Below are 22,938 nucleotides of genomic sequence, written 5' to 3'. Positions count from 1 at the left end.
ACGTGGCGGACGATCGCCAGCGGATCGACAAGTGGCTCTGGTTCGCCCGGATGGCGAAGACCCGCTCGGTCGCCCAGGATCTCGCCCAGTCAGGACACGTCAGGATCAACGGCCGCAAGATCGACGCCGCCAGCCAGCCCGTGAAGGTCGGCGACGTGCTCACCCTCGGCCTTCGCGGACACGTGCGGGTGCTGAAGGTGCTGGCCTTCGCCGAGCGTCGCGGCTCCTTCCCGCAGGCGCAGCTCCTCTACGAGGACCTCGCCCCGCCGCCGCCGAGGCCGTCGGCCTCCGGCGACGACGCCGGACGGCCCGACGGGGCGGACGAGGATGACGCCGAAGGCCCGGACGACGATGCGGCCGCGGGCGCGACCGCGCCGGGCGCCCCGCCGCAGCCCGCGGGACTGCCGCATCGGCCCCGGCCGGTGCGCGGGGAGGGGCGGCCCACCAAGCGTGACCGCCGCCGGTTCGACCGGTTCGAGCCGGACGGCTCCGGCTGAGGCGGGGCGACCGACGCCCGCCGCGGCACGGTTCCGCACTGCGGGATCTGCCTCTTGCGCCCTGGGGCGAAGTTCGTTACCCAGCGTCTCGGCTCGCGCCCACGGCGGCGCGGAGCGGGATCAAAGAGCTCGACCATGACCTACGTCGTCACCGACAACTGCATTCGCTGCAAGTACATGGACTGCGTGGAAGTCTGCCCGGTGGACTGCTTCTACGAAGGCGAGAACATGCTCGTCATCCATCCTGACGAATGCATCGACTGCGGCGTGTGCGAGCCTGAATGCCCCGCCGAGGCCATCAAGCCGGACACCGAGCCGGGCCTTGAAAGCTGGCTGAAGCTCAACGCGGACTATGCGTCCCAGTGGCCCAATATCACGTCCAAGGGCACGCCGCCGGACGACGCCAAGGCCATGGACGGCGTCGAGGGCAAGCTGGATAAGTTCTTCTCGCCGAACCCCGGCAAGGGGGACTGACGGCACGTCGCATTTGGCGGGTGCTCCTGTCGGGTTTCGCCGAAGACCCTGTGAATAGCGCGGACGGCGTGTGCGAAATCGGCACGCCGGCCGTTGTAGGCTTTGAACTTCCGCCGGTTCGTGTTATATAAGTCATCGACAGTCGACATATCGTCCCGATCGCGCGAAAAGTCCCCTCCGGGGGCTTTTTTATGAACGGCCGTGTTCCGGATTACTCGGAACCGGTTTCACCGGCACCCCTCTCCGGTTCTTCGCGCCCTCGGGTCATCACCCGGATCGACTGAAACAACGCGAGAGCGTGCCGGCAGGGCGGACCGTCCGGTCCGTCGACCATGACGCATTTTCAGGCGAGCAAGCCGGCCACCGGGTCGGGCGACTTGCGTGCGTTCTGGCGGTCTGCCGTCACCAGGAGTGGATGGACCGAATGGCCACTGCGAAGAAATCCGCCGTCCGCAATGGGTTCAAGACCAGCGAATACATCGTCTACCCGGCCCACGGCGTGGGCCAAATCGTGTCGATCGAAGAACAAGAGATCGCGGGTCTGAAGCTCGACCTGTTCGTGATCGTCTTCGAGAAGGACAAGATGACCTTGCGTGTCCCGACCGCCAAGGCCGAGACCGTCGGCATGCGCAAACTGGCGGACGGGGATACGGTGGACAAGGCTCTCGAGATCATCAAGGGCCGCGCCCGGGTGAAGCGCACCATGTGGAGCCGCCGCGCCCAGGAGTACGAGGCCAAGATCAATTCGGGCGACCTGATCGCCATCTCCGAGGTGGTGCGCGACCTGCATCGCGCTTCCAGCCAGCCGGAGCAGTCCTATTCGGAACGCCAGCTCTATGAAGCGGCCCTCGACCGCATGGCCCGCGAGATCTCGGCGGTGAACCGCACCACCGAGACCGAGGCCATCCGCAAGATCGAGGACAGCCTGAACAAGAGCCCGCGCCGGGTCGCCGCCCGCGGCGACGCCGCCGACGAGGCGGAGGACGACGAGGACGAGGCGGAAGCCGCCTGATCCGGCGCGGCCGCACGCGGCCGCCGGTCATGGACGGCAGGGTACGGCGCTCCGGGAACAAGCCTCTGGGGGACATCCTCCAAGAGGCCATCGCCCCCGGAAACCTGGATCCGGAGACGGGGTACCGGCGGCCCGAACGCCGGCGCCCTCACCGGTCGAGGCCCGATAGCCGAAGCCCGGCAGCCGAAGCCCGAACGCCACCTTGAAGCAACACCGAGACGCCCGGCCGCCCTGGCCGGGCGTTTCGCGTTTTGGCGACCGCCCGGCCGGCCCCGGTCGTCTCCCCGCTCGCTCCCGATCCTTTGAGCGGATCGCCGCACCCCGTTCACGTCCTCGTCAGGTCGCCGCCCGCGTGTCGTTCGCGACGGAACCGGCCGGTGTCGGCCGGGGTTGGGCGGGTGGACGTTATCGTCGTGTGGAGTGACCGTCCGGCAGGACCAAGAGGATCGCGTTTGCGCGGAGCGGCCGCGCTCTCCTTCGAAAGGGGGAGGGCGGCGTCTGATCCGAGGCGGATCGCGGTCCGTAAGCCAATCCGAGATGGGGGTGGATCAAGCGCACCCCAGGGAGGCAACCGGATGCCGCGGAGACCAGCAGCCAACCGTTCCTTCGTCCGCGCCGCCATGCAGGCGCCCTACCTGGCGCGCGAGGAAGAACACGCCCTCGCGGTGCGCTGGAAAGAGGAACGGGACCAGCAGGCGCTGCATCTCCTGACCCAGGCCCACATGCGCCTGGTGATCGCCGTGGCGGCCCGCTTCCGCAACTTCGGCCTGCCGATGGCGGACCTGATCCAGGAGGGCCACGTGGGTCTCCTGGAGGCGGCCGCCCGGTTTGAGCCCGACCGCAACGTGCGCTTCTCCACCTACGCCACCTGGTGGATCCGGGCGTCCATCCAGGATTACATCCTGCGCAACTGGTCCATCGTCCGCGGCGGCACGTCGTCCGCCCAGAAGGCGCTGTTCTTCAATCTCCGCCGGCTGCGCGCCAAGCTTTCCGGCGCCGGCACCACCAAGACAGAGAACGAGGTTCACCAGGAGATCGCCCTGGCGATCGGCGTCTCCACTGACGATGTCGCCACCATGGCGGCGCGCCTTTCCGGCCCGGACACGTCCCTCAACGCCCCCATCGGCGAAAGCGACGGCGCCGCATCCGACCGGATGGACTTCCTCGTCTGCGCCCAGCCGCTGCCGGACGAGGCGGTCGGCGAAGCCATCGACGGCGAACGCCGCGTGCGCTGGCTCCGCCAGGCCATGGGTGTTCTCACCGACCGGGAGATGCGGATCCTGAAGGAACGTCGGCTGCGCGATGACGGCGCCACCCTGGAGGCCATCGGCGAACGGCTCGGCATCTCCAAGGAGCGGGTGCGCCAGATCGAGAACCGGGCGCTGGAAAAGCTGAAGGCGGCGCTGCTCACCGCCCATCCGGAGTTCGGCGCCTCCGCCTGACGGACGCGCCCGACGCCGGACCCGCCCGGCGCATCGCGGGCTGAAGACACGCCCCTGCGCCGCGCGGCGCGATCCCGTCAGCCGTCGACGATCAGCTTCACCTTGCGGCCGACCGCGGGCTGCTCGCCCGCCCCGAGGCCGTTGAACACCCGGAAGAGATCCACCGCCCGGTCCACCGGCGCCATCCGGGCCGCGAGGGATTCCGCCGTGTCGCCCGGCTGGACCGTCGCGATGCGGATCCGCAGCGGCTGCAGCCGCGCCTGCTCGTCCGCCCCCAGCGGCCGGAAGCTGCCGATCGTCTCGCGGAAGGCCCGGTCGAAGTCCGGCGTCAGCGAGCGGGTGGCGAACAGGAAGCGGAAGGTCTGGTCGCCGAAGCGCACTACCGCCACCCGGTAGGTGTAGCCGCGCGCCGCCGCCGACGCGGTGGCGGCCGGCATGCCGTTGATCGACAGGGTCTGCACCGACGCGGGGTCGAGGCCGTTGATCCAGCCGGAGGTCAGATAGTCGATGAGGTCGTCGCCGGCCTTCACGTCGGCGCCGTCGAAGCGCATGGCCGTGCCGCCCCGGTCGGTCGCCAGCACGGCGCGCGCGGTGTTCTCCAGGGTGAAGCCGGCCGGCACCGCGAAGGCGAGGCCGAGCTTGGCGTGCAGGAACTCCCGGCCGCGGACGAAGCCCTCCACCGGGTCGTCGCCGAACATCAGCCCGTCCACCCGCTTCAGATAGGCGTCCTGGTCCCGGTCGCCGCCGGCCGCGACGGCGGCCGCGGCCGCGGCGGCGTTCGCCTGGGCGATCCGCTCCGGCGTGGAGGGATGCGACGACAGGAAGTCCGCGCTGCCGTCGTCGGCGGGCGAGGCGGTCTTGTAGGCGGCGAAACGCGACATGGAGGTCAGGAAGCGCGCGGCCGCGTAGGGGTCGTAGCCGGACCTGGCGAGGGTGCGGATGCCGACGGCGTCCGCATCCAGTTCCTGGATCTGCGAGAAGCGCGCGAGCGACATCTGCGTGGACGCGAGCGCGAGCCGGGCAACCGCCGGATCCTGCACCACGTCCTGCACCACCCGGCTCGCCACGGCGGCCGCCTCGGCCCGCTCGGCGCGCGCGAACGCATGGCGGGCGGTCACGTGGGCCATCTCGTGGGCGATCACCGCCGCCACCTCGGAGGTGTCGTTGGCGAGCGCCAGCAGCCCGCGCGTCACGTAGACATAGCCGCCCGGCAGCGCGAAGGCGTTGATGGCCGGCGAATTCAGGATGGTGACGCGGTAGCTGCGCCACGGCTCGTCGCTCGCCCGCACGAGGCGGCCGACCGCGCGCGCGATGGCGACCTCCGCCTCCGGGTCCTCGTAGGTGCCGCCGAAGGAGGCCAGGATCTTCGGGTGCTCGCGTTCGGCGATGGCCACCTCGCGGGCGTCCACCTCCGGCGTGCGGCTCGCCGGCCGGGGCGTCGCGGCCAGCTGGTTGGCCTGCACGGCCTCGTCGATGGACCGGCCGCCGAGCGCGCCCACGCAACCGGCGAGCGCCAGCGACAGGGCGAGCGCCGAGCCCGCCTTCAGAAGGCGCCGGATCCCGCCCGGTCCCTGCTGCCGTCCAACCGTCATGCCAGTCCTCGTCGCCCCCGGACCGATCGCGCCGGACGTGTCCGCGTCCGATCGCGCCGGATTGGTGCCGCATGCCATGGTCATCGTCCCAAGCGGGTGTCCCGCTCCTCGTTCGTCACCTCGATCGCCCCCACGTCGGCGAGGCGAAGCGTGCCGCCGTCGTCGGGAACGGCCCAGCCGCGGACCCGGATCCATCGTCCCGCCCAGGTCTCGGGCCGGTTGTCCGCGTCAAAGCGGGCATAAGTTCGGCCGTCGATCAGGATCGTGAAATCCCGCCCGAAGGCCCATCCGAAATTCAAATAGGTGGTGCGCCCCGCGATTCCCACCGATTCGAGGCGACCCTCCGCGATCACGAAGTCCGCCGGTGTCCTGGCGCGGCCGCCGGGCCCGATCCGGACCCGGAACCGCGGCTCCGCCCAGAGCCCGCGTCCCGCCTTGCGAGCCTCGGCCTCCACCGCCAGGAGAGCCGCCGCGCAGGGGCCGGTCCCGTCGCCGAGCGCCAGTCCGTCGCGCACCAGCGCCGCCTGGATCCAGGCGCCGCTCGCGTCCTCCGCCTGGCCGGAGATCCGGCCGTGCCGGTCCGCCCGGCCGTCCGCGCCGCGCACCGCGATGGTGCCCCGTCCGGCGGCATCCGCCAGCCGGGTGCCGAGGGCGGCCCGCGCGGACCGGTCCGCCGTCGCCGGCACGATCACGCCGTCCAGCCTGAGGCCCGGTCCGGTCTCCGCCGGCTCGAAGCCGGGCCGCACCGCGCCCGCGGGCCCGACCGGCGCCGCGCGCGCCGCAAGGTCGATTTGCCCCGGTCCGGCGCAGTCGATCGGCCGGCTCGCCGCCGTCGGCGCGGGATTCGCCTGGTCGTCCGCCCGTCCCGGCTCAGGGCCGAACGCGACCGTCGCCGCGGCCAGCATCAGCGCGAGCGTCGGCGCCCGCCGGAGCGGACCGGTGAGGCGGCCCGTCGGCCGCAACGGGCAGCGGTTCCCGCTCACGCCTCGCACTCCCTGATTTGGTCGGAGAGCATATCATGCTTCGCGATTGGGTGCAGTGCGCCATCCGCTTTTCGCCATGCGTAAACCGGGACGCTCCGGCGGCGGCGAGGTCGCCTCCGACGCCGGTCGATCGCGCGAAGCCCTCTTGATCGAAGCCCCCTGGTCGGCCCATAAAGGCGCGTGCGCCGGGCCGCGTCCGCCCTGCGACAGGCGAACGGCGTCCCGGTAGCTCAGCAGGATAGAGCACAAGTTTCCTAAACTTGGGGTCAGGGGTTCGAATCCCTTCCGGGACACCACGCCGTCCACCCGAATACCGAACCCGATCCGCCCGCCAGCGGGAAGGCCCCCGTCGGCCTACTGCGCCGCCATCGGATAGCGGGGCGCGCTCCGCTGGACGAGCTTCTCGATCCCGCCGGTCAGCCGGGCGAGGCACTGGTCGAGGTCGGCGCGGGACAGCACGGTCTGCCGGGCGGCCGCCCGCAGGGGATCGAAGGCGGCGGGTCGCGCCAGCACGTCCGCAAGCCGGTCCGCGAGGGCGTCCGCGTCGAAGAAGTCGGTCAGCAGCCCGTTCCTGCCATCCGCCACATACTCCCGCACCGGCGGCGTCGCCGAACCCACCACCAGCGCCCCGCACGCCATCGCCTCCAGCATCGACCAGGAGAGCACGAACGGATAGGTCAGGTAGACGTGGGCGGTCGTCACCTGGAATAGGCGGATGAGGTCGCCGTAGGGAATGCGCCCCAGGAAGTGCACCCGCGCTGGGTCGAGTCCGGTCTCCTCCATCATCACCGCGCGCCACGACCGCCCATCGGGCGCCGGGCGCCCGTAGCTCACCCCGTCGCCGCCCACCACCACGAAGGTGGCGGAGGGGTGCCGCGCCGCCACCCGGGCCGCGGCCCGCAGGAACTGCGGGAAGCCGCGATAGGGCTCCAGGTCCCGGGCCGTGAAGGTGATCACCGGCTGCGACCGGTCCAGCACCCGGCCGTCCGGCAGGGTGAACCGGGCGCCCGGGTCCGGCCGGCAGCGGGCGGTGTCGATGCCGTCGTGGCAGACGCCGATCTTGCCCTGGAACTCGGCCGGGTAGAGCGCCCGCTGCCAGCGGGTCGGGCTGAGGCCCGCGTCCACGGAGGCGAGCGTGGAGGTCTGCGCGAGGTTGCGGGCGCTCAGCCGCTGGCGGTCCTTCATGGTGACCACGTCCGCCGGGTCGAAACCCACGTCGGCGCCGCTCGCCCGGTAGAAGAACTCGCAGTAGCCGAGCACCGGCGTCGACGGCAGCACGTCCTTGGCGAAGAGGAGGCTGCCCCAGCCGCCATGGCCCACCACCACGTCCGGCGCGCCCGTGCGCCGGGCGAGGGCGTCCATGGCCGCCGCCACCCGTTCGCCGAGCCTCAGGTGATAGTCCACCGCGGCCCCGGATGCCCGGGCGCCCGGCCCGGACGGCGGCTCCGGCGCGTGGGTCACCACGCGCACGCCGGGCAGCGGCTGGTCGGCGGTTTCGCAGAGGAGCGTGACGTCGTCGCCCCGGGCGGCGAGGCGGCTCGCCCAGTGCAGAAACTGGCCCGGGCCGTTGCGGTGCACGAACAGAACCTTCACCCGATCCCCCGCCGCTCGCCCACGTGTCCGCTCCATCCGCCGGCTTCAGAGCTTTTCCACCGGATTTCCATGTCGATCCGGACAATTCGACAGAAAACAGCTCTTTAAGCCAGCCTTCATGGTTTCGCGTCAGATCATTGCGTAAGTTGAATACGTAGTCCATAAGGGAATTGTTGAGCGGCCAGTCTGGTTAAGAGAGTTTTGTTCTTCAAATTTTTTCAAATTTGATCGGTTCGGACGAAGAAGAAGGTGGCGGCGGATGGGCAATGACACCCTGGCGACGATCAACGAGGGGCGGCGCGTGTTCCTGCGCGGCCTCGTGTGGGCGGGCGTGGTCAGCGCCTTCATCAACATCCTGCAGCTCGCCGTGCCCATCTACATGCTGCAGACCCACGACCGGGTGATCACCAGCCACAGCTACGACACCCTGACCATGCTGACGATCCTGACGGTCGGGGCGCTGGTCACCTACGGGGCGCTCGAATACGTGCGGTCGTCCACCTTCCTGGTGCTCGGCAACCGGCTCATCCGCCAGCTCAACCTGCCCACCCTGGAGGCCGCCCTCGGCGCCGCCCAGCAGGACGGTCTCGGCAAGGCCACCCAGGCCTTGCGTGACCTGTCCGAGGTGCGCGGCTTCATCACCGGCAACGCGGTCGGCGCGCCCATGGAGGCGATCTGGTCGCCCATCTTCATGGCCGTGCTCACCCTGCTCCATCCGCTCTACGGCCTGGTGGCGCTCATCTCGGCGGTGGCCGTGGTGGCGCTCAGCCTTGTGGCGGACCTCCTCTCCAAGCAGGTGCTGAAGGAGGCGAACGACGCCCAGCTGGAGGCCACCGGCCGCATGGCCGCCGCCCTTCGCCAGGCGGAGGTGATCGAGGCCATGGGCATGCTGCCCGCCGTCGGCCGGCGATGGGAGAAGGCCCAGCGCACCGCCATGGGCCTCATGGACGTCGGCACCCGCCGGGCGAAGGCCGTGTCGGCCCTCTCCCGCACCGTGCGCTACGGCATGCAGGTCGCCACCATCGCGCTCGGCGCCATCCTGGTCATCGAGGGGCTCGTGTCCCCGGGCGCCATGGTGGCCGCCAGCATCATCATGGGCCGGGTGCTCCAGCCGTTCGACAACATGATCGAGAACTGGCGCTCGTGGCGCTCGGCGGGGTCCGCCTGGGAGCGCATCCGCGACACCCTGGAGGCCTGGCGGCCGAACCGCGAGACCACGCCCCTGCCGCTGCCGGAAGGCCCGCTGGTGGTGGAAGGCCTCGTCTACGGCGTGCCCGGCAACACGGTGGCGCTTCTGCGCGGGCTGGAGTTCCGCCTGGAGCCCGGCGACGTGCTCGGCATCATCGGCCCGTCGGCGGTCGGCAAGTCGTCGCTCGCCCGCCTCCTCGTCGGCACCATCAAGCCCAACGCGGGCGGCATCTTCCTCGGCGGCCACAACGTCTACGGCTGGGAGCGCGGCTCCTTCGGCCGGGCGGTCGGCTACCTGCCCCAGTCCATCTCGCTCCTCGACGGCACCATCCGGGAGAACATCGCCCGCATGCAGGACGAGGATCCGGCGCTCGTCATCCGGGCGGCCCGCCTCGCCGGCGTGCACGACATGATCGGCCGCCTGCCGCTCGGCTACGACACGCCCGTCGGCGACGGCCGGCTCACCCTGTCGGGCGGCCAGAAGCAGCGCATCGCGCTCGCCCGCGCCCTCTACGGCGACCCGCGCCTGATCGTCCTCGACGAGCCCAACGCCAACCTCGACGCGGAAGGGGAGGCGGCGCTCGTGCGCGCCATCGGCGAGATGAGCGCGCTCGGCTCCATCGTGGTGATGATCGCCCATCGGCCGTCGATCATGCAGGCGGCCAACAAGCTCCTGGTCCTGGAGAAGAACCAGCGCTGGCAGTTCGGCCCGCGCTCGTCCGTGGCCGGCGCCGTCGATCGCGACGGCAAGGTCCAGCCGCTCCGGCCCCAGGCCGTTCCCCCCGTGAAGGAGGCGTGAGACGCCCATGAGCGCCAAGTCCGCCGCCGTCCCCGCGTCCTGGACCCTCCAGGCCGACCCCTCCGATCCGCTGCCGTCCCTGAAGGGGCCCATCCTCGCCGGGTCCCTCGTCATCGCCGTCGCGTTCGGCGGCTTCCTCGCCTGGGGCTACGGGGCGAGCCTCGACAGCGCCGCCATCGCGGGCGGCACCGTCATCGTGGACACCAAGCGCAAGACCGTCAGCCACCTGGAGGGCGGCATCCTGCACAGCCTCCTCGTCAAGGAGGGCGACGTGGTGAAGGCCGGCCAGCCGCTGGTCCTCCTCGACGACACCCGGCCGCGCACCGAGCTCAACCAGCTGAAGGCCCAGGCGATCGGCCTGGAGGCCCGGGCCGCGCGGCTGCGGGCGGAGCAGCGGGACGACCCGGCGATCGCCTTCCCGCCCGAGCTCCTGACGAGCGCCGAACCCTTCGTGATCGACGTGCTGGAGACGGAGCGCAGACTGTTCGCCCGGCGCAAGGAGACCAAGGCCGGCCGCATCGACATCCAGCGCAAGCGCATCGAGGAGTTCGCCGCCGAGGCCGCGGCCGCCTCCGCCCAGACCGACGCTTCCCGCCGGCAGAAGGTGCTCTACGAGGAGCAGATCGCCTCCATCCAGGGTCTCGTCGACAAGGGCTACGCCACCCGCGCCCAGCTCGCCGATCTGCAGACCAGCTACAGCGCCATCGTGGGCGACGAGGGCGAGCACGCGGCCAAGCGGGCCCAGGCCGAGCAGGCCAGGGCCGGCGCCGAGCTGGAGATCATCGGCATCGAGACCGAGTGGCAGAGCGAGGTCGCCCGCGAGCTTCAGGACACCCAGATCCAGATCCAGTCGGTGCGGGACAAGATGGAGCAGGCGAGCGAGGTGCTCGGTCGCGTCCAGGTCCGCGCCCCCCAGGACGGCATCGTGGCCGACATCCAGACCCGCACGCCCGGCGGCGTGGTGGTGGCCGGCCAGCCCATTCTCGACATCGTGCCCGAGAACGAGCAGCTGATGGTGGAGGCGATGATCGATCCGCGCGACATCGACACCGTCAAGCCGGGCCAGGAGGTGCGCGTGCGCCTCACCGCCTACACCTACGGCAAGGTGCCGCCGCTCGACGGCACGCTCACCTACGTGGCGGCCGACCGCACCGTCGACCAGCAGAGCCGGTCGTCCTATTTCGTGGTCCGGGCCACCATCTCGGAGGCCTCGCTGGAGCAGTTGCCGAAAGTCCGACTCTACCCGGGCATGCCGGCGGAACTGCAGATCAAGAACCAGCCGCGCCGCGCCATCGACTACCTGCTCTCGCCGATCACGGAAAGCTTCAGCAAGGCGTTCCGCGAGGAGTGAGGCCCGGCCCCCGGCCGCATGGGAAGCGGTCCGCATCGCGGCCGCGTCCCGCCGTCGTCGACGCCAGGGCTGGCACGAGCAGGCCCGTGCCGAGCTTTGCGCCGGCCATCCGCGCCCTCGGCATCGCCGCCTCCCGGCCCTTTCCGTCATGGTTGACGCAAAGTTAATTCCGATCGGGAATTTTAGTAAAACGAACTTCACCTTAGCGGATATTTTCTCAATACATCTAGTATAGTCTAAACCGAATGATTTTTGTTGCTTGTTACTTTCGCGTTCCTATTATCGGCATCAAGAGCGGTGCTGTAAACCGCCGGCATAGGGGGCGAACGCCCGAGAGACCAGTGACCAACTGGTCAGCGCAACATAGGAGCATGACATGGCAACTCTCGAAGGCGGTGCCTTTGACGACACCCTCCTCGGGTCCCGATTCTCCGACGCGATCTTTGCGCGTGCGGGGTCCGACATCGTGATCGGCGGGGAGGGGAAGGATTCCCTCTTCGGCAACGCCGGTGACGACATGCTGTTCGGCGAGGACGGCGACGACTCGCTGTTCGGCAACGACGGCAGCGACTTCCTGGATGGCGGCCTCGGCAGCGACGTTCTCGTCGGCGGTGCCGGCGACGACTTCCTGGCCGGCGGCGACGGCCGGGACACCCTCACCGGCGGCACGGGGAACGATCTGCTCTATGGCGGAGCGGATGCGGACATCCTCCAGGGCGGCATCGGCAACGATGTGCTCGACGGCGGCGCGGGCAACGACATCCTTTCCGGCGGCGCCGGCCAGGACGTGTTCGTGTTCTCCGGCGGCGGCGGCAACGACGTCATCATCGACTTCGTGGTCGGCGACGACCTGCTGCAGATCGATTCCGACATCAACGGCACCGGCATCGCGTCGGCCGACGACATCGCGGCACGGGCCGTCGGCGTCAACGGGAGCACCGTGATCGATCTCGGCAACGGCGACAGCATCGTGTTGAAGAACGTCGACGTGGCCGACGTTCAGAACAACCCGAGCGCCTACTTCATCGTCGCCTGATCCGGCAACGATCCCGGCGTCTCCCTCACGAGGGAGCGCCACCTTGGTCAGATCTCCGGGGGCAGTTCATGGCGGATGCGGGACCGATCGACGTTGGCGGCGATGCGCCGGTGCTTGGGCTTCTGTCGGCCGAGGCGGCGCTGGTGGTGTGGAGCCTTCCCGGCGCGCCGGAGGAGCCGACCACCGTGGAGGGCAGCTTCGGCGAGCCGATCGCCCGCCTCGCCAGCGTCCGCCTGCCGCTCGTCGGCGGCGGGGTCCGGGTGGTCGTCGCCATGCCGCGCCCGGCGGAGGACGACGTCTCCATGATCGTCGGCACCGGCATGGCCGGCGTGCGCGCCGAGATCCGCTACGCCCGGGCCGAGGCGCGGGCCGTCGATCCGGCCGCCCTCTTCAAGGGCCTCACGCCCGCCGCGCGCCTCACCCTCGCGTCCGCCATCCTGGACGGCTGGAGCAGCCTCTTCCGGCTGAAGGGCAGCCGCAGCTACGCCGCCTTCGTCCAGCGCCTCGCCCGCGTTCTCGCCGGCGAGGCGTCCGTCGCGCCGGTGGTCGCCCGGGCGGGCGGCGCCTGCCTCCTGGAGTTCGCCGCCAAGGCGCCGCTCCTCAAGGTGAAATCCTGCCATCTCGCCCGCGCCGGCGCCGTCCTGCCGTTGAAGGCCGACGTCACGGTCGACCGCCGGTCCAAGGACGGCAAGACCCTGCACCGGCTCGTCGCCGACCTGCCCGAGGCGGGCGCCGGCGACGACTGGCTCATCCTTCGCGGCGACAAGGCGCTGGTGATCCGCCGCGTCGTCCGCCCCGAGCGCGATACGGCCCTGGAGACCTGGTGGCGCAACCGCCCCGACCGGGACGCCGCCCTGCGCGAGTGGATCGTCGGCGCGCTCGATCGCCGGTCCGAGACCGCGCGCGCCGCCGCGCTCGAATTCCAGCTCCGCTGCCCCATCGAGCCGCGGCGGGTGAACGGCGGCCAGGGCCTGCCGGCCGCCCAGATCGAGCTCGCCGTGTCGTCCTCCGTCGGCATTCTCGCTTCCGGCTGGTGGCGCGATCCGGGCGGCTTCGTGTCCCGCCTGTCGCTCCTCGACGAGACGGACGCGCCCCGGCCGCTCGACGGCGCCTTCCACACCTATCCGGGCCTCGTGGAAGGCCCGGCCGGCCAGCGCCAGCCGGTCACCGGCTTCACGGCCTTCGTGCCGGGCGTCCGGGCGCCGCTGCTGCAGCCGCGCTTCCTCCTGGAGCTGAAGTCCGGCGCCCGCCACCTCCTGGTGCCGGACCCGCAGCCGGTGGATCTCGGCGAGGCCCGCGCCATGGCGCTGCGCGCCGTGCCGCCCCAGGCGATCGACGACGCCGTTCTGGAGGGCTGCCTCGCGCCGGTCCTCGGCGACCTGCAGCGCCGCCTGGTCGAAGGGCTCGGCGCGCCCACGGTCCGGCGCATCGGCACGCCGGTGGACCGGCCGCTCGCCTCCTTGGTGATCCCGCTCTACAAGGTGCTGGATTTCCTGAAGTTCCAGGTCGCCGCCTTCGCGTCCGATCCGCAGATCGCCCAGAAGGCCGAGATCGTCTACGTCCTCGACAGCCCCGAGCAGGCCGAGGAGGTGGACCACCTCCTCACCGGCCTCCACCTGGTCTACGGTCTGCCGATCACCCTCGTGGTCATGCCGCGGAACGCCGGCTACGCGCCCGCCTGCAACCGTGGCGCGGCGGTGGCGCGGGGCGCGCTCCTCGCGCTCCTCAACTCCGACGTGATCCCGATCGAGCCCGGCTGGCTCGGCGTCCTCGCCCAGCGGCTCGGTCGCGGCGGCGTCGGGGCGGTCGGCCCGAAGCTCCTGTTCGAGGACGACTCCGTCCAGCACGCCGGCATGTATTTCGCCCGCGACCACCGGGGCCGCTGGCACAACCATCACTATCACAAGGGCATGCCGCGCCATTACGCGCCCGCCGACGTGGAGCGCGACGTGCCGGCCATCACCGGCGCCTGCGTGGTCACCACCAAGGCGCTCTACGACCGGGTCGGCGGCTTCACCGAGGACTATGTGATCGGCGACTACGAGGACAGCGACCTGTCGCTCAAGATGCGGGCCGCCGGCGCGTCCATCCGCTACGTGCCCGCCGCCGAGCTCTACCACCTGGAGCGCCGGTCGATCAAAGCGAGCAGCGACTACATGCGCGGCGTCACGTCCCAATACAATTCCTGGCTGCACGCCCGGCGCTGGGCCGACACGATGCAGGCCCTGATGACCCCTTCCCATCCGATCGCGCGCGAGGTTGCGGCATGACCATGGCGGCTCTCACCACCCAGGCCCGGGCGGACCTTTCCGCCCGCGAGGAGATCCGCCTCGACCTTCTCGCCGAGGCCATCCAGCGCAACCGCTTCCTGCCCGAGCCGGACCCGGAGAGCGTCTTCGTCGGCGACGGCGACTACCGGGCGATCGGCACGGAATTCCTGAAGCATTTCGTCCGCATCGGCGGCCTTCGCCCGTCCGACCGGGTGCTCGACATCGGCTCCGGCATCGGCCGCATGGCCATGCCGCTCACCCAGTTCCTGGACGAGGCCGCCACCTACGACGGGCTCGATCCGGTCGCCGAGGGCGTCGACTGGTGCGCCCGGGTGATCACGCCCTTCTACCCGGCCTTCCGCTTCGCCCGCCTCGACGTGCACCACCCGATCTACAATCCGAAGGGCCGGCTGAAGGGCGCCGAGATGGCGCTGCCCTTTCCGGACGGCCGGTTCGACTTCTGCTTCCTCACCTCCGTCGCCACGCACCTGCCGCCGGACGAGGTGAAGGCCTACGCGGCCGAGATCGCGCGCGTGCTCGCCCCCGGCGGGCGGCTCTTCCTCACCGCCTTCGTGATGGACGAGATCGGCCGCACCGGCCGGTCCCGCGATCCGCGCTGCGCCTTCCAGCGCACCGCCGCCGGGCCCGACTGGCACGCGGACCCGACCGCGCCGTTCGGGGCCGTCGCCTTCGACGAGGGCTGGATCGAGGGCGTCCTCGCCGACAGCGGCCTTGCGGCCGTCCGCACCCGGCTCGGCCGCTGGCGCGGCATCGAGGCGGCCCACTACCAGGACATCGTCCTCGCCGAGAAGCCGCGGAGCGCCGCCTGATGACCCGCATCCTCGTCGTCGCCCACAACCATCCGGACTTCCACCCGGGCGGGACCGAGATCTTCGCCCGCGACCTCTTCATGGCCTACAAGGCCGCCGGGCACGAGGCGCTCTTCCTCGCCGCCACCAACACGCTCCACCGGGAGCAGCGGCCGGGCACCAGCTTCCAGGCGGTCGGCCCGTCCGGCGACGAGGTGGTGCTCTGGGCCGGCCATTTCGACCGGTTCAACCTGTCCCAGGTGGACAGCTACGGCGTGGTCCAGGACCTCATCCGGCTCCTGGAGGACTACAGGCCGGACGTCGTCCATCTCCATCACCTGCTCCTCGTCGGCGCCGAATTCCCCTTCGTGGTCCGGCGCATCCTGCCGAAGGCGCGGATCGTCCTCACCCTCCACGACTACTACCCGATCTGCCACCGGGACGGCCTCATGGTGCGCACCAGCGGCGAGGAGCGCTGCGACCGCGCCACGCCGAGCCGTTGCCACGCCTGCTTCCCGGAGATCACGGCCGACAAGTTCCTCCTCCGCGAGCGCCAGCTGAAGACGCTCCTGCGCGCGGTCGACCGATTCGTGGCACCGAGCGCCTTCCTGCGCAGACGCTACGTGGACTGGGGCCTGCCGGCGGACCGGATCGAGGTGATCGAGAACGCCCGCCCGTCCGTCACCCCCGCGCCCACCCGGCTGGTGCCCCCCACCGCGCCGGTCGTGTTCGGCTACTTCGGCAACCTCAGCCGCTGGAAGGGCGTGCCGGTTCTCCTTCAGGCCGCCCAGCGCCTGCGCGACCAGGGCGTGCCGTTCGAACTGCGCCTCCACGGCGGCGCCCCGTTCCAGACCGACGCCTTCCGCGCCGAGATCGATCGGCTCGCCAAGGCCGTGGAGCCGGACATCGTCCGTCTCGGCGCCTACACGGCCGACCAGGTGCCGGCCCTGATGGCGGCGGTCGACTGGGTCGTCGTCCCGTCCATCTGGTGGGAGAACGCGCCGCTCGTCATCCAGGAGGCGTTCCAGCACCGCCGCCCGGTCATCACCAGCGGCATCGGCGGCATGGCCGAGATGGTGACGGACGGCGTGACAGGCCTCCACGCCGCCCCCAACGACCCGTCCGATCTCGCCCGGGTGATGCGCAGGGCCGCCGAGGAGCGAGGCCTCGCCCGCGCCATGGCCGCCGCCATCCCGCCCGCCCGCACCATGGAAGCCTGCGCGGCGGAGCACCTCGCCCTGTTCGCCCGCGACACCCGCATCGAGGAGGTCGCCTGATGAGCGCCGTCGACCAGAAGCCCGCCCCGACCCCCGCACCGACCCTGGCCTCGGCTCCCGCGACCGCCGCGCCCCCGGCTCCCGCCGCCCCGCGCCTGCAGGGCCGGCTCGACGCGCTGGAGGGCAACCGCCTGTTCGGCTGGGCCTTCGATCCGGATGCGCCGAGCGAGCGGCTCGTCGTCAAGGTCCGGCTCGCCGGCCGGGAGATCGCCTCGGTCAGCGCCGACCGGCCGCGCGTCGACCTGCGCCGCAACGGCGTCGGCGACGGCGGCCACGCCTTCGACGTGGACCTGCCGGCCGAGGCCATGGACCGGCTCGACGCCCTGGAGGTGGTCGCTCTGTCCGGCGCCAAGCCGCCGCTCGTCCTCCCCATGCCGCGCCCGGCCGAACGGGCGGCGGAGGCCGCCATCGCGGCGCCCGTCAACCGCCTGTTCGAGAAGATGGACGTGGTGGCGGGCGCCCAGCGTCAGCTCCAGCTCGCCCAGCGCGACGCCGCCCAGGCCCTTGCCAGGCTCACCGCCCGCATGGACGAGATCGCCGCCGAGGGCGGGTCGCTCGAGACCGCCGTGCGCGGCGTCGAGGTGATGCAGCGGGAGATCGCCGAGCGGGTCGGCGACATCGAGGTCTTCCTCGTCCGCTTCGACAGCACCCTCGGCAGCTTCGACCAGCGCATTCTCGCCCTCCAGGCGAGCGGCAACCATCACGCGAGGCCGCTCCTCCTGGTGGCGGCCGCCCTCGCCGGCGTAGTGGCCGGCGCGGCCCTCGCCCTGGCGGCGCTCTGACCCCGAAGCTCTCCGGAGACACCCCATGGCGGCCGACACGCCCGAGACGGACAGCGCGAAGCGCCTCGTCGCGGCGCCCGACGCCATGCGCCTGATCGCCGGACCTGACGCGAAGCGTCTCGCAGCGGAACCTGACGCGAAGCGCCTCGTCGCGGCGCCCGACGCCATGCGCCTCGTCGCCGGGCCTGACGCGAAGCGACTCCCGGCGGAACCTGACGCGAAGCGACTCCCGGCGGGACCTGACGCGATGCGCCTCGTCGCGGGACTCGTCGACCGTCGCCTGGTGCTCGCCTTCGGCCGCCATCCCGTGGGCGACGGGGCGACGCCGGTCCGGGTCGGGGCGGACGGCGCCCACCTTGTGGAGGCGGACATCGCCGGCTGGTCCGGTCCGGACGGCGCCGGCGCGCTCATCCTCCTCCCCATCCCGCGCGGCCTTCGCGGCAGTCTGTCGGCCGTCGCGGTGGACGGGGAGGGCGGCCCGGTCGTCCACCCGGTGCAGCCGAAGGCGGTGCCGGTCGAGGCCGTCCTGAAGTCCGCCGCCGCCGCCGCGGGCGCAGCCTTTCCGACCGTCGCCGGCCGTCTCGCGAGCGCTCTCCTCAAGCTCGAGCCATTCCCCGATCGCACCCGTCTCGCCGCGGTCCTCGCCCATGCGGCGGCGACGCCCGGCGGCCTCGTGGAGGCCATCGGCCGGTTCGCGGCCGGAGACCTCATGGTCAAGGGCTGGGCGGGCGACCTGCCCGGCGAGCCCGCGCCCGTCGTCGTGCTCGCCCCGGAGCCCCGGCGCGGCCGCCTCGCCGCCGTGCGCTTCCCCCGGGCCGACCTGCCCGAAGGCCGACGGGGCTATGCGGGCGTCCTCGCCGTGGACGGGCCGGTCGAGGCGGCGGCCGCCACCGCCGTCCTGGTCGAGACCGCGTCCGGCTGGCGCGCCCTCGACCTCTACCGCGACCGCCTCGTCGTCGAGCCGGACGCCTGCCCCGGCCATCTCGCCGCGCACCTCGCCGAGGCGAGCGGCCCGCCCGAGACGGCCGCCGCCGTCCGTGCCGCCGCCTGCCGCTTCGCCGGCCGCGACACCCTGTCCGAGGTGGCGCTTCCCGTTCGCCTCGGCGTCGACCGCTGCCTCGCGCTGCCCGGCGGCGGCCTCGCCCTCTGCGGCTGGCTGTTCGATCCGGAACGCCGGGTCCGCGCCGTCATGGTCGGCGGCGGCCCGGCCGGCGCGCGCCTCGACGATCGGTGGACGCGCATCGCCCGGCCGGACGTCCGGCCGGCGCTCCGCGCCGATCCCGGCCTCGACGGCCGGAGCGAGCCGGACGCGCTCCAGGGCTTCCTCGCCCACGCCACCGGTCTTCCGGCCGGCGGCCTGCACATCTCCGTCGACCTCGGCCCGGACGGCGTCGTCCACCGGCCCCTGGACGCCCGGCCGGGCGACCGGGACGCGCTCCACGACCTCCTCGACGCCACCTTTCCTCTGCCCGCGGCCGCCGCCGCCGCCGTGGAGCGCCACCTCCTGCCGCTTCTCGACGGCCTGGAGGCCGCCCGCGCGCCGTCGATCGCCGGCGTGGAGGACATCGGCTTCCAGCCCGGCGCCCGGACGGCGGTGCTCATGGGCTTCGGGCCGGACCTTGCCGACCTTCTCCCCCGCCTCGCCATCCAGGCGGTCGATCCGGACCGCACCGGCATCGTCGTCGCCGCCCCGGCGCGGGCGCTCCGGGCCGCCGTGCCGGAGATCCGCCGTCTTGCCGCCTTCCACGACCTCAAGGTCCGGCTCGTCTTCTGCGACGACGTCGCCGTCGGCCTGGACGCCATGACGCTCGGGGCCCGGGAGGCGGGCGCCGACTGGCTGGCCCTCGTCCCCGACCACGTGGTGCCGGCCGCGCCCGGCACGATCCGCGCTCTGCTCGCGGCTGCGAGAGCCGCCGGGCCGGACGCGGCCGTGGCGCCCACGCTTCTCCACGACGACGGCACCGTCCGCTGGGCGGGTCCGGCGCGCAAGGGCCGGCCGGCCCAGCTGATGGGCCTCAAGGGCCGCATCGCCGTGGAGATGCTTTCGGCCGAATGCTGCGTCGTCCCGCGCCAGGCCTTTCTGGCGGCCGGCGGCTACCGGGGCCCGCTCACCGGGCGCGCCGGCCGGGGCGAGGCCCTCGGCCGCCGGCTCGCCGCCGCCGGCGTGCGGTCGTTCTGGCTCGCCGACGCGATCGCCATCGCGACCGATCCGCCTCGACCCGCCGAGCGCATCGCGCGCCTGGCGGACCGTCTCCTGCTCGCCTCGCCCGTTCCGACCAGCGCCCGGGAGGGGCGCGCCGCATGAAGCGTCCGCCGCTCCGGGTCGCCGTCCTCGCCCACGGCCACCCGCGCCTGTCCGCCGGCGGGGCCGAGATCGCCTCCCACGCCCTCCACCGCGCCTTCACGGCCATGCCGGAGGTGGAGAGCCTGTTCGTCGCCTGCGCCGCCGGCCCGCCGCCTCACGACGGCACCGCGCTCGCCGGCCTCAAGGGCGAGCCGCGCGACCTCCTCCTCCACGCCGGCCCGGTGGACGGCTTCACCATCGCGGCCTCGGACCACGACGCCCTGGAGGCGGACCTCTTGCCGGCCCTCGCGGACTTCAGGCCGGACGTCGTCCACCTCCACCACGTGTTCGGCTTCGGGGCCGACCTTCTGCCGCGCCTCCGCCGCGCCCTGCCGGAGGCGGTGATCGTCGTCACCTTTCACGAATACGCGGCGCTCTGCCGGTCCGACGGGCAGATGGTGAAGGCCGGCACCCTCGACCTTTGCCACCAGCCGAGCCCCGCCGCCTGCCACGGCTGCTTCCCGCACGAGCCCGCCGGCCGTTTCGTGGTGCGCGAGCGCTTCCTGAAGGCCATGCTCGGCGCCGCCGACCACTTCGTCTCGCCGAGCCGCTTCCTGAAGGATCGGCACGTGGCCTGGGGCCTCGACCCGGACCGGTTCTCCGTCCTGCCGAACGGGCTCGCGGGCGCCGACCCGGCGCCGCACCGGCCGGAGGTGGCGGCCGGAACGGCGAGGCCCGTCCGGTTCGGCTTCTTCGGCCAGCTCAACCCCTACAAGGGCATCGACGTGCTCCTGGAGGCGGTCGCCCGCATCCCGCAGGCGCACTGGCCGGAAGGCGCGTGCCTTCTCGTCGCCGGCTGCCACCTGGAGAAGCAGCGGCCGGCGTTCCAGGCGCGGGTCGAGGCGCTCCTCGCCGCCGCCGGCCCGCGCGTCCGCCTCCACGGGCCCTACCGCAACGAGGACCTGCCCGCCCTGATGGCCACGGTCGACTGGGTGGTGGTGCCGTCGGTCTGGTGGGAGAACGCGCCCGTCGTCATCCAGGAGGCCTTCCTGCACCGCCGGCCGGTGATCGGCAGCGGCCTCGGCGGCATCGCCGAAGCGGTCCGTCCCGGCGTGGACGGCCTCCACGCGCGCCCGGGCGACGCCGACGCGCTCGCCGCCGCGCTCCGCCACGCGATGGACGCCGACGGCCTCTGGGCCCGGCTCGCCGCCGGCATCCGGCCGCCGGTCGCCGCCGAGGCGGCGGCCCGCCGTCACGTGGATCTCTATCGGGACATCCTCGCCCGCAAGGCCGGCTCGGCCCTCGGCGACGACACGCTCGCGCGCGCGGCCGAGGGCTGAGCCGAGGCCCGGGCGCGCACGGACGGCCCTCCGGCGCTCCGCGTCACGCCGGGGCGAACACCCGCACCCAGCCGATCGTGGTGGCGGCGCCCCGCACGTCGCCATCGTGGCGTCCGGCGAAGGGCGCGACCGCGTTGGAGAAGCGGATCTCGGCGGGCGAATGGGCGAGGGTGTTGGGGCACCGCCAGACTTCGCGATCGTCGAAGAAGAACACGAAGGTCTCCGCCGTCCACAACAGGGCGTAGCGGTGGAAGCGCTTCGACAGCGGCGTGCGGGCGCGGAACCAGTGGCCGTCGGCCCATTTCGGGCCGGGCTTCCAGCGGTGCACCGCCAGATTCACCCGGTCCGGATACTTGGCTTCCGCCACGTCCAGCTCGTACTGCACCCCGTCCCGCTCGCTCGCCGGGTCGGAGACGAGCCAGAAGGCGTTGTTCACGCCCGGCTCGGCGGCGATCCGCATGGCGCACTCGAAATAGCCGTAGGTCTGGCGGAAGCGGCGGGTCTTCACGTAGCCGCCGGTGAACGGACGCTTGGCGTCGTCCTGGTGGCCGAGCGCGAGGCCGAGGTCGCAGGCGCCGGCGGTCACGTTCTCCGGCAGGCGCTGGGTCGGGTGCTGGTCGCCGCCGATCTCCATCCGGATCCAGCGGTCGTCGACGGCGCGGGCGTCGCAGAAGTCGTCCGAGAAGGCGAGGTTCCAGGCGCCGCCGATGCCCTTAAGCGGCACCGGCGGCGAGGCCGGCAGCAGGGACGGCGGCGACGGTTCGGTCGCCATGGCCGGACCTTTCGAAACGGCGAGGCCGGCCACGAGGCCGGCCCCATGGGCAAGGAAGGCGCGGCGGGTGAAGCCCCGCCGCGCCGTGATGATGCCGCTCACGCGGCCTTCGGCTGGCGGGCGTCGCGCAGCGCCAGCTCCAGCCCCCAGGCGCGGCCGCGCAGGGTCTCGATCTCGCCGGAAAGGCTGTCCACCTCGCCGCGGAACCAGGCGATCACGTCCTCCATGCTCGGCTGCACGTCCACCCGGTTCGGGGTCGACAGGGCCTTCTCCGGCGGGTGGGCCACCGGCTTGGCGAGCACGTGGTTCAGCTTGTTCTCGGTCAGGAAGCGGTGATACTCGGCATAGTTCTGCCGGTAGATATGCTCCACCTTCGAGAAGTCGGCCTTCTCCAGGATCTTCTCCAGGTCCACCGGCATGTAGTCCTCGATCTCCACCGCCGGCACCGCGAAGGTGTTGGCGAGCTCGCGGATGCGGGTGTCGTAGGTGAAGAACACCGCCGGGATGCCCTGGTGCAGGGCGATCACGTTGCCGTGCAGGCGGAAGCCCACCATCACGTCCACGGTCTTGGCCGCGTCCTTGGCCCAGTCGTCCACGTCGAACCAGGCGCGCATGCGGTTGGCGAGCAGGTCCTCCGCCTCCTTGTGGCCGAGGAGGTCGAACTTCGCCAGGATGGAGCGCACCTGGGCGGTCTTCTCCTCGCCGGTCAGGTAGATGGCCAGGGTCTCCTCGCGCTCGCCCTGGGAGTAGAGCGTGCTCGTCGGCCGCTTGGCGACGGCCTCGATGAGGGCGCGCTGCATGCGGTTGGTCTTGGTGGCGTTGGAGGCGTAGTCCGCCGATAGGTACTTGTTCAGCGTCAGGCCCACCCGCGCCGCGGCCGGGTCCAGCTTGCCGAGGGTGATCGACGGGCGCAGCGAGCGGTAGAAGCTCGGGCAGCCGATCACGCGCACGTTCTTGATGCCGATGTCGTTGAACACCTCGGCGCTGTAGAAGCCGCGCACGCCGATCGTCTCGCACTTGTCGGCGATGATCTTCCAGGCCTTCACGGTCCCGGCCGGCAGCGACAGCTTCTTGTACTTGCCGGCCTGGGCGCCGACGCCGATCGGCACGATCGGGCCCTTCAGCTTCTCCAGCAGCGGCACCACGTGGCCGAGGTCCAGGGTCTCGGTCAGGTAGTTGGAGCCGCGGATGATGGTGGCGTCATAGGTGCCGTCCGCCGGCCACAGGCTCTGGTCCTTGGCGTGGCTGAACTGGACGTTGCGGATCTCGTCATAGGCGAGGGCCTTCAGGGTGGCGTCGTAGACGAGCACGTCGCCCGTGTTGATGCCGCCCTTCATGAAGGCCGCGACCGGATCCTTGAAATCCAGATAGGCCGACTTGTTTCCCGGCTTGACGGCTGCGCCGCCGTTCAGCACGAAAAGCTTCTTCATCAGGTCC

The 22,938-nt window shown here is 72.0% G+C and carries 18 protein-coding genes and 1 tRNA gene; 14 read left to right on the top strand and 5 right to left on the bottom strand.

Going from position 1 to position 22,938, the window contains the following annotated elements:
- Nucleotides 1-2: 2 nt before the first annotated feature.
- From HND91_RS00360 to HND91_RS00340, 4 genes are all read left to right on the top strand, one after another.
- On the top strand, nucleotides 3-497 hold the full coding sequence (locus HND91_RS00360; protein WP_343057000.1) for an RNA-binding S4 domain-containing protein: 495 nt from the start codon (nucleotides 3-5) through the stop codon (nucleotides 495-497).
- Between the two features lie 135 nt (nucleotides 498-632).
- Complete coding sequence (gene fdxA, locus HND91_RS00355) at nucleotides 633-971, top strand: ferredoxin FdxA (RefSeq protein WP_181704534.1); 339 nt, start codon at nucleotides 633-635, stop codon at nucleotides 969-971.
- A gap of 424 nt (nucleotides 972-1,395) precedes the next feature.
- A complete protein-coding gene (locus HND91_RS00345) occupies nucleotides 1,396-1,983 on the top strand; it encodes a CarD family transcriptional regulator (protein ID WP_181704532.1) in 588 nt (195 codons plus the stop codon).
- Between the two features lie 575 nt (nucleotides 1,984-2,558).
- Complete coding sequence (locus HND91_RS00340) at nucleotides 2,559-3,425, top strand: RNA polymerase factor sigma-32 (RefSeq protein WP_181704531.1); 867 nt, start codon at nucleotides 2,559-2,561, stop codon at nucleotides 3,423-3,425.
- A gap of 77 nt (nucleotides 3,426-3,502) precedes the next feature.
- On the opposite strand, the gene HND91_RS00335 is transcribed toward HND91_RS00340, so the two are convergent.
- A complete protein-coding gene (locus tag HND91_RS00335; protein WP_181704530.1) occupies nucleotides 3,503-5,017 on the bottom strand; it encodes a M48 family metalloprotease in 1,515 nt (504 codons plus the stop codon).
- A gap of 80 nt (nucleotides 5,018-5,097) precedes the next feature.
- On the bottom strand, nucleotides 5,098-6,000 hold the full coding sequence (locus HND91_RS00330) for a thermonuclease family protein (protein WP_181704529.1): 903 nt from the start codon (nucleotides 5,998-6,000) through the stop codon (nucleotides 5,098-5,100).
- Nucleotides 6,001-6,219: 219 nt separating this feature from the next.
- On the opposite strand from HND91_RS00330, the gene HND91_RS00325 reads away from it, so the two are divergent.
- Nucleotides 6,220-6,296: transfer RNA gene (locus HND91_RS00325), tRNA-Arg, on the top strand.
- A 58-nt stretch (nucleotides 6,297-6,354) separates the two neighbouring features.
- Here HND91_RS00325 and HND91_RS00320 read toward each other — a convergent pair.
- Nucleotides 6,355-7,593: a glycosyltransferase gene (locus tag HND91_RS00320; RefSeq protein WP_181704528.1), complete on the bottom strand. Its 1,239-nt coding sequence runs from the start codon at nucleotides 7,591-7,593 to the stop codon at nucleotides 6,355-6,357.
- Nucleotides 7,594-7,852: 259 nt separating this feature from the next.
- Between HND91_RS00320 and HND91_RS00315 the strand changes: the two genes are divergently transcribed.
- The 9 genes from HND91_RS00315 (at nucleotide 7,853) to HND91_RS00275 (ending at nucleotide 20,729) form a co-directional block, all read left to right on the top strand.
- Nucleotides 7,853-9,580 (top strand): type I secretion system permease/ATPase, encoded by a 1,728-nt coding sequence (locus tag HND91_RS00315; protein ID WP_181704527.1) that lies wholly within the window; start codon nucleotides 7,853-7,855, stop codon nucleotides 9,578-9,580.
- A 7-nt stretch (nucleotides 9,581-9,587) separates the two neighbouring features.
- The gene (locus HND91_RS00310) at nucleotides 9,588-10,931 is read left to right on the top strand and encodes an HlyD family type I secretion periplasmic adaptor subunit (protein ID WP_181704526.1); all 1,344 of its coding nucleotides are present in this window, start codon (nucleotides 9,588-9,590) and stop codon (nucleotides 10,929-10,931) included.
- A 376-nt stretch (nucleotides 10,932-11,307) separates the two neighbouring features.
- Nucleotides 11,308-11,967, top strand: a complete 660-nt coding sequence (locus tag HND91_RS00305; protein ID WP_181704525.1) for a calcium-binding protein — start codon at nucleotides 11,308-11,310, stop codon at nucleotides 11,965-11,967.
- A 68-nt stretch (nucleotides 11,968-12,035) separates the two neighbouring features.
- Nucleotides 12,036-14,237: a glycosyltransferase family 2 protein gene (locus tag HND91_RS00300; RefSeq protein ID WP_181704524.1), complete on the top strand. Its 2,202-nt coding sequence runs from the start codon at nucleotides 12,036-12,038 to the stop codon at nucleotides 14,235-14,237.
- Nucleotides 14,234-15,067 carry a class I SAM-dependent methyltransferase gene (locus HND91_RS00295; protein WP_181704523.1) on the top strand — a complete coding sequence of 278 codons (834 nt, stop codon included), beginning with the start codon at nucleotides 14,234-14,236 and terminating at the stop codon, nucleotides 15,065-15,067. Before HND91_RS00300 ends, HND91_RS00295 begins: the two co-directional genes overlap by 4 nt.
- Nucleotides 15,064-16,323: a glycosyltransferase family 4 protein gene (locus tag HND91_RS00290; protein WP_181705163.1), complete on the top strand. Its 1,260-nt coding sequence runs from the start codon at nucleotides 15,064-15,066 to the stop codon at nucleotides 16,321-16,323. Before HND91_RS00295 ends, HND91_RS00290 begins: the two co-directional genes overlap by 4 nt.
- Nucleotides 16,323-17,105, top strand: coding sequence for a hypothetical protein (locus HND91_RS00285; protein WP_181704522.1), 783 nt, complete (start codon nucleotides 16,323-16,325; stop codon nucleotides 17,103-17,105). The genes HND91_RS00290 and HND91_RS00285 overlap by 1 nt, the downstream gene beginning before the upstream one ends.
- Before the next feature lie 25 nt (nucleotides 17,106-17,130).
- Nucleotides 17,131-19,410 (top strand): glycosyltransferase, encoded by a 2,280-nt coding sequence (locus tag HND91_RS00280; RefSeq protein ID WP_181704521.1) that lies wholly within the window; start codon nucleotides 17,131-17,133, stop codon nucleotides 19,408-19,410.
- Nucleotides 19,407-20,729, top strand: a complete 1,323-nt coding sequence (locus HND91_RS00275) for a glycosyltransferase family 4 protein (RefSeq protein WP_181704520.1) — start codon at nucleotides 19,407-19,409, stop codon at nucleotides 20,727-20,729. Before HND91_RS00280 ends, HND91_RS00275 begins: the two co-directional genes overlap by 4 nt.
- 43 nt (nucleotides 20,730-20,772) lie before the next feature.
- Here HND91_RS00275 and HND91_RS00270 read toward each other — a convergent pair whose 3' ends face one another.
- Both HND91_RS00270 and HND91_RS00265 read right to left on the bottom strand, forming a co-directional pair.
- The gene (locus HND91_RS00270) at nucleotides 20,773-21,603 is read right to left on the bottom strand and encodes a family 16 glycosylhydrolase (protein ID WP_181704519.1); all 831 of its coding nucleotides are present in this window, start codon (nucleotides 21,601-21,603) and stop codon (nucleotides 20,773-20,775) included.
- Nucleotides 21,600-22,931: a polysaccharide pyruvyl transferase family protein gene (locus HND91_RS00265; protein WP_181704518.1), complete on the bottom strand. Its 1,332-nt coding sequence runs from the start codon at nucleotides 22,929-22,931 to the stop codon at nucleotides 21,600-21,602. The genes HND91_RS00270 and HND91_RS00265 overlap by 4 nt, the downstream gene beginning before the upstream one ends.
- Nucleotides 22,932-22,938 lie beyond the last annotated feature (7 nt).

Source organism: Chthonobacter rhizosphaerae (assembly GCF_013839525.1).
Lineage (GTDB): Bacteria > Pseudomonadota > Alphaproteobacteria > Rhizobiales > Pleomorphomonadaceae > Chthonobacter > Chthonobacter rhizosphaerae.
The sequence above is the reverse complement of the archived record's forward strand: the minus strand, read 5'-3'. Positions and strand labels throughout refer to the sequence as shown.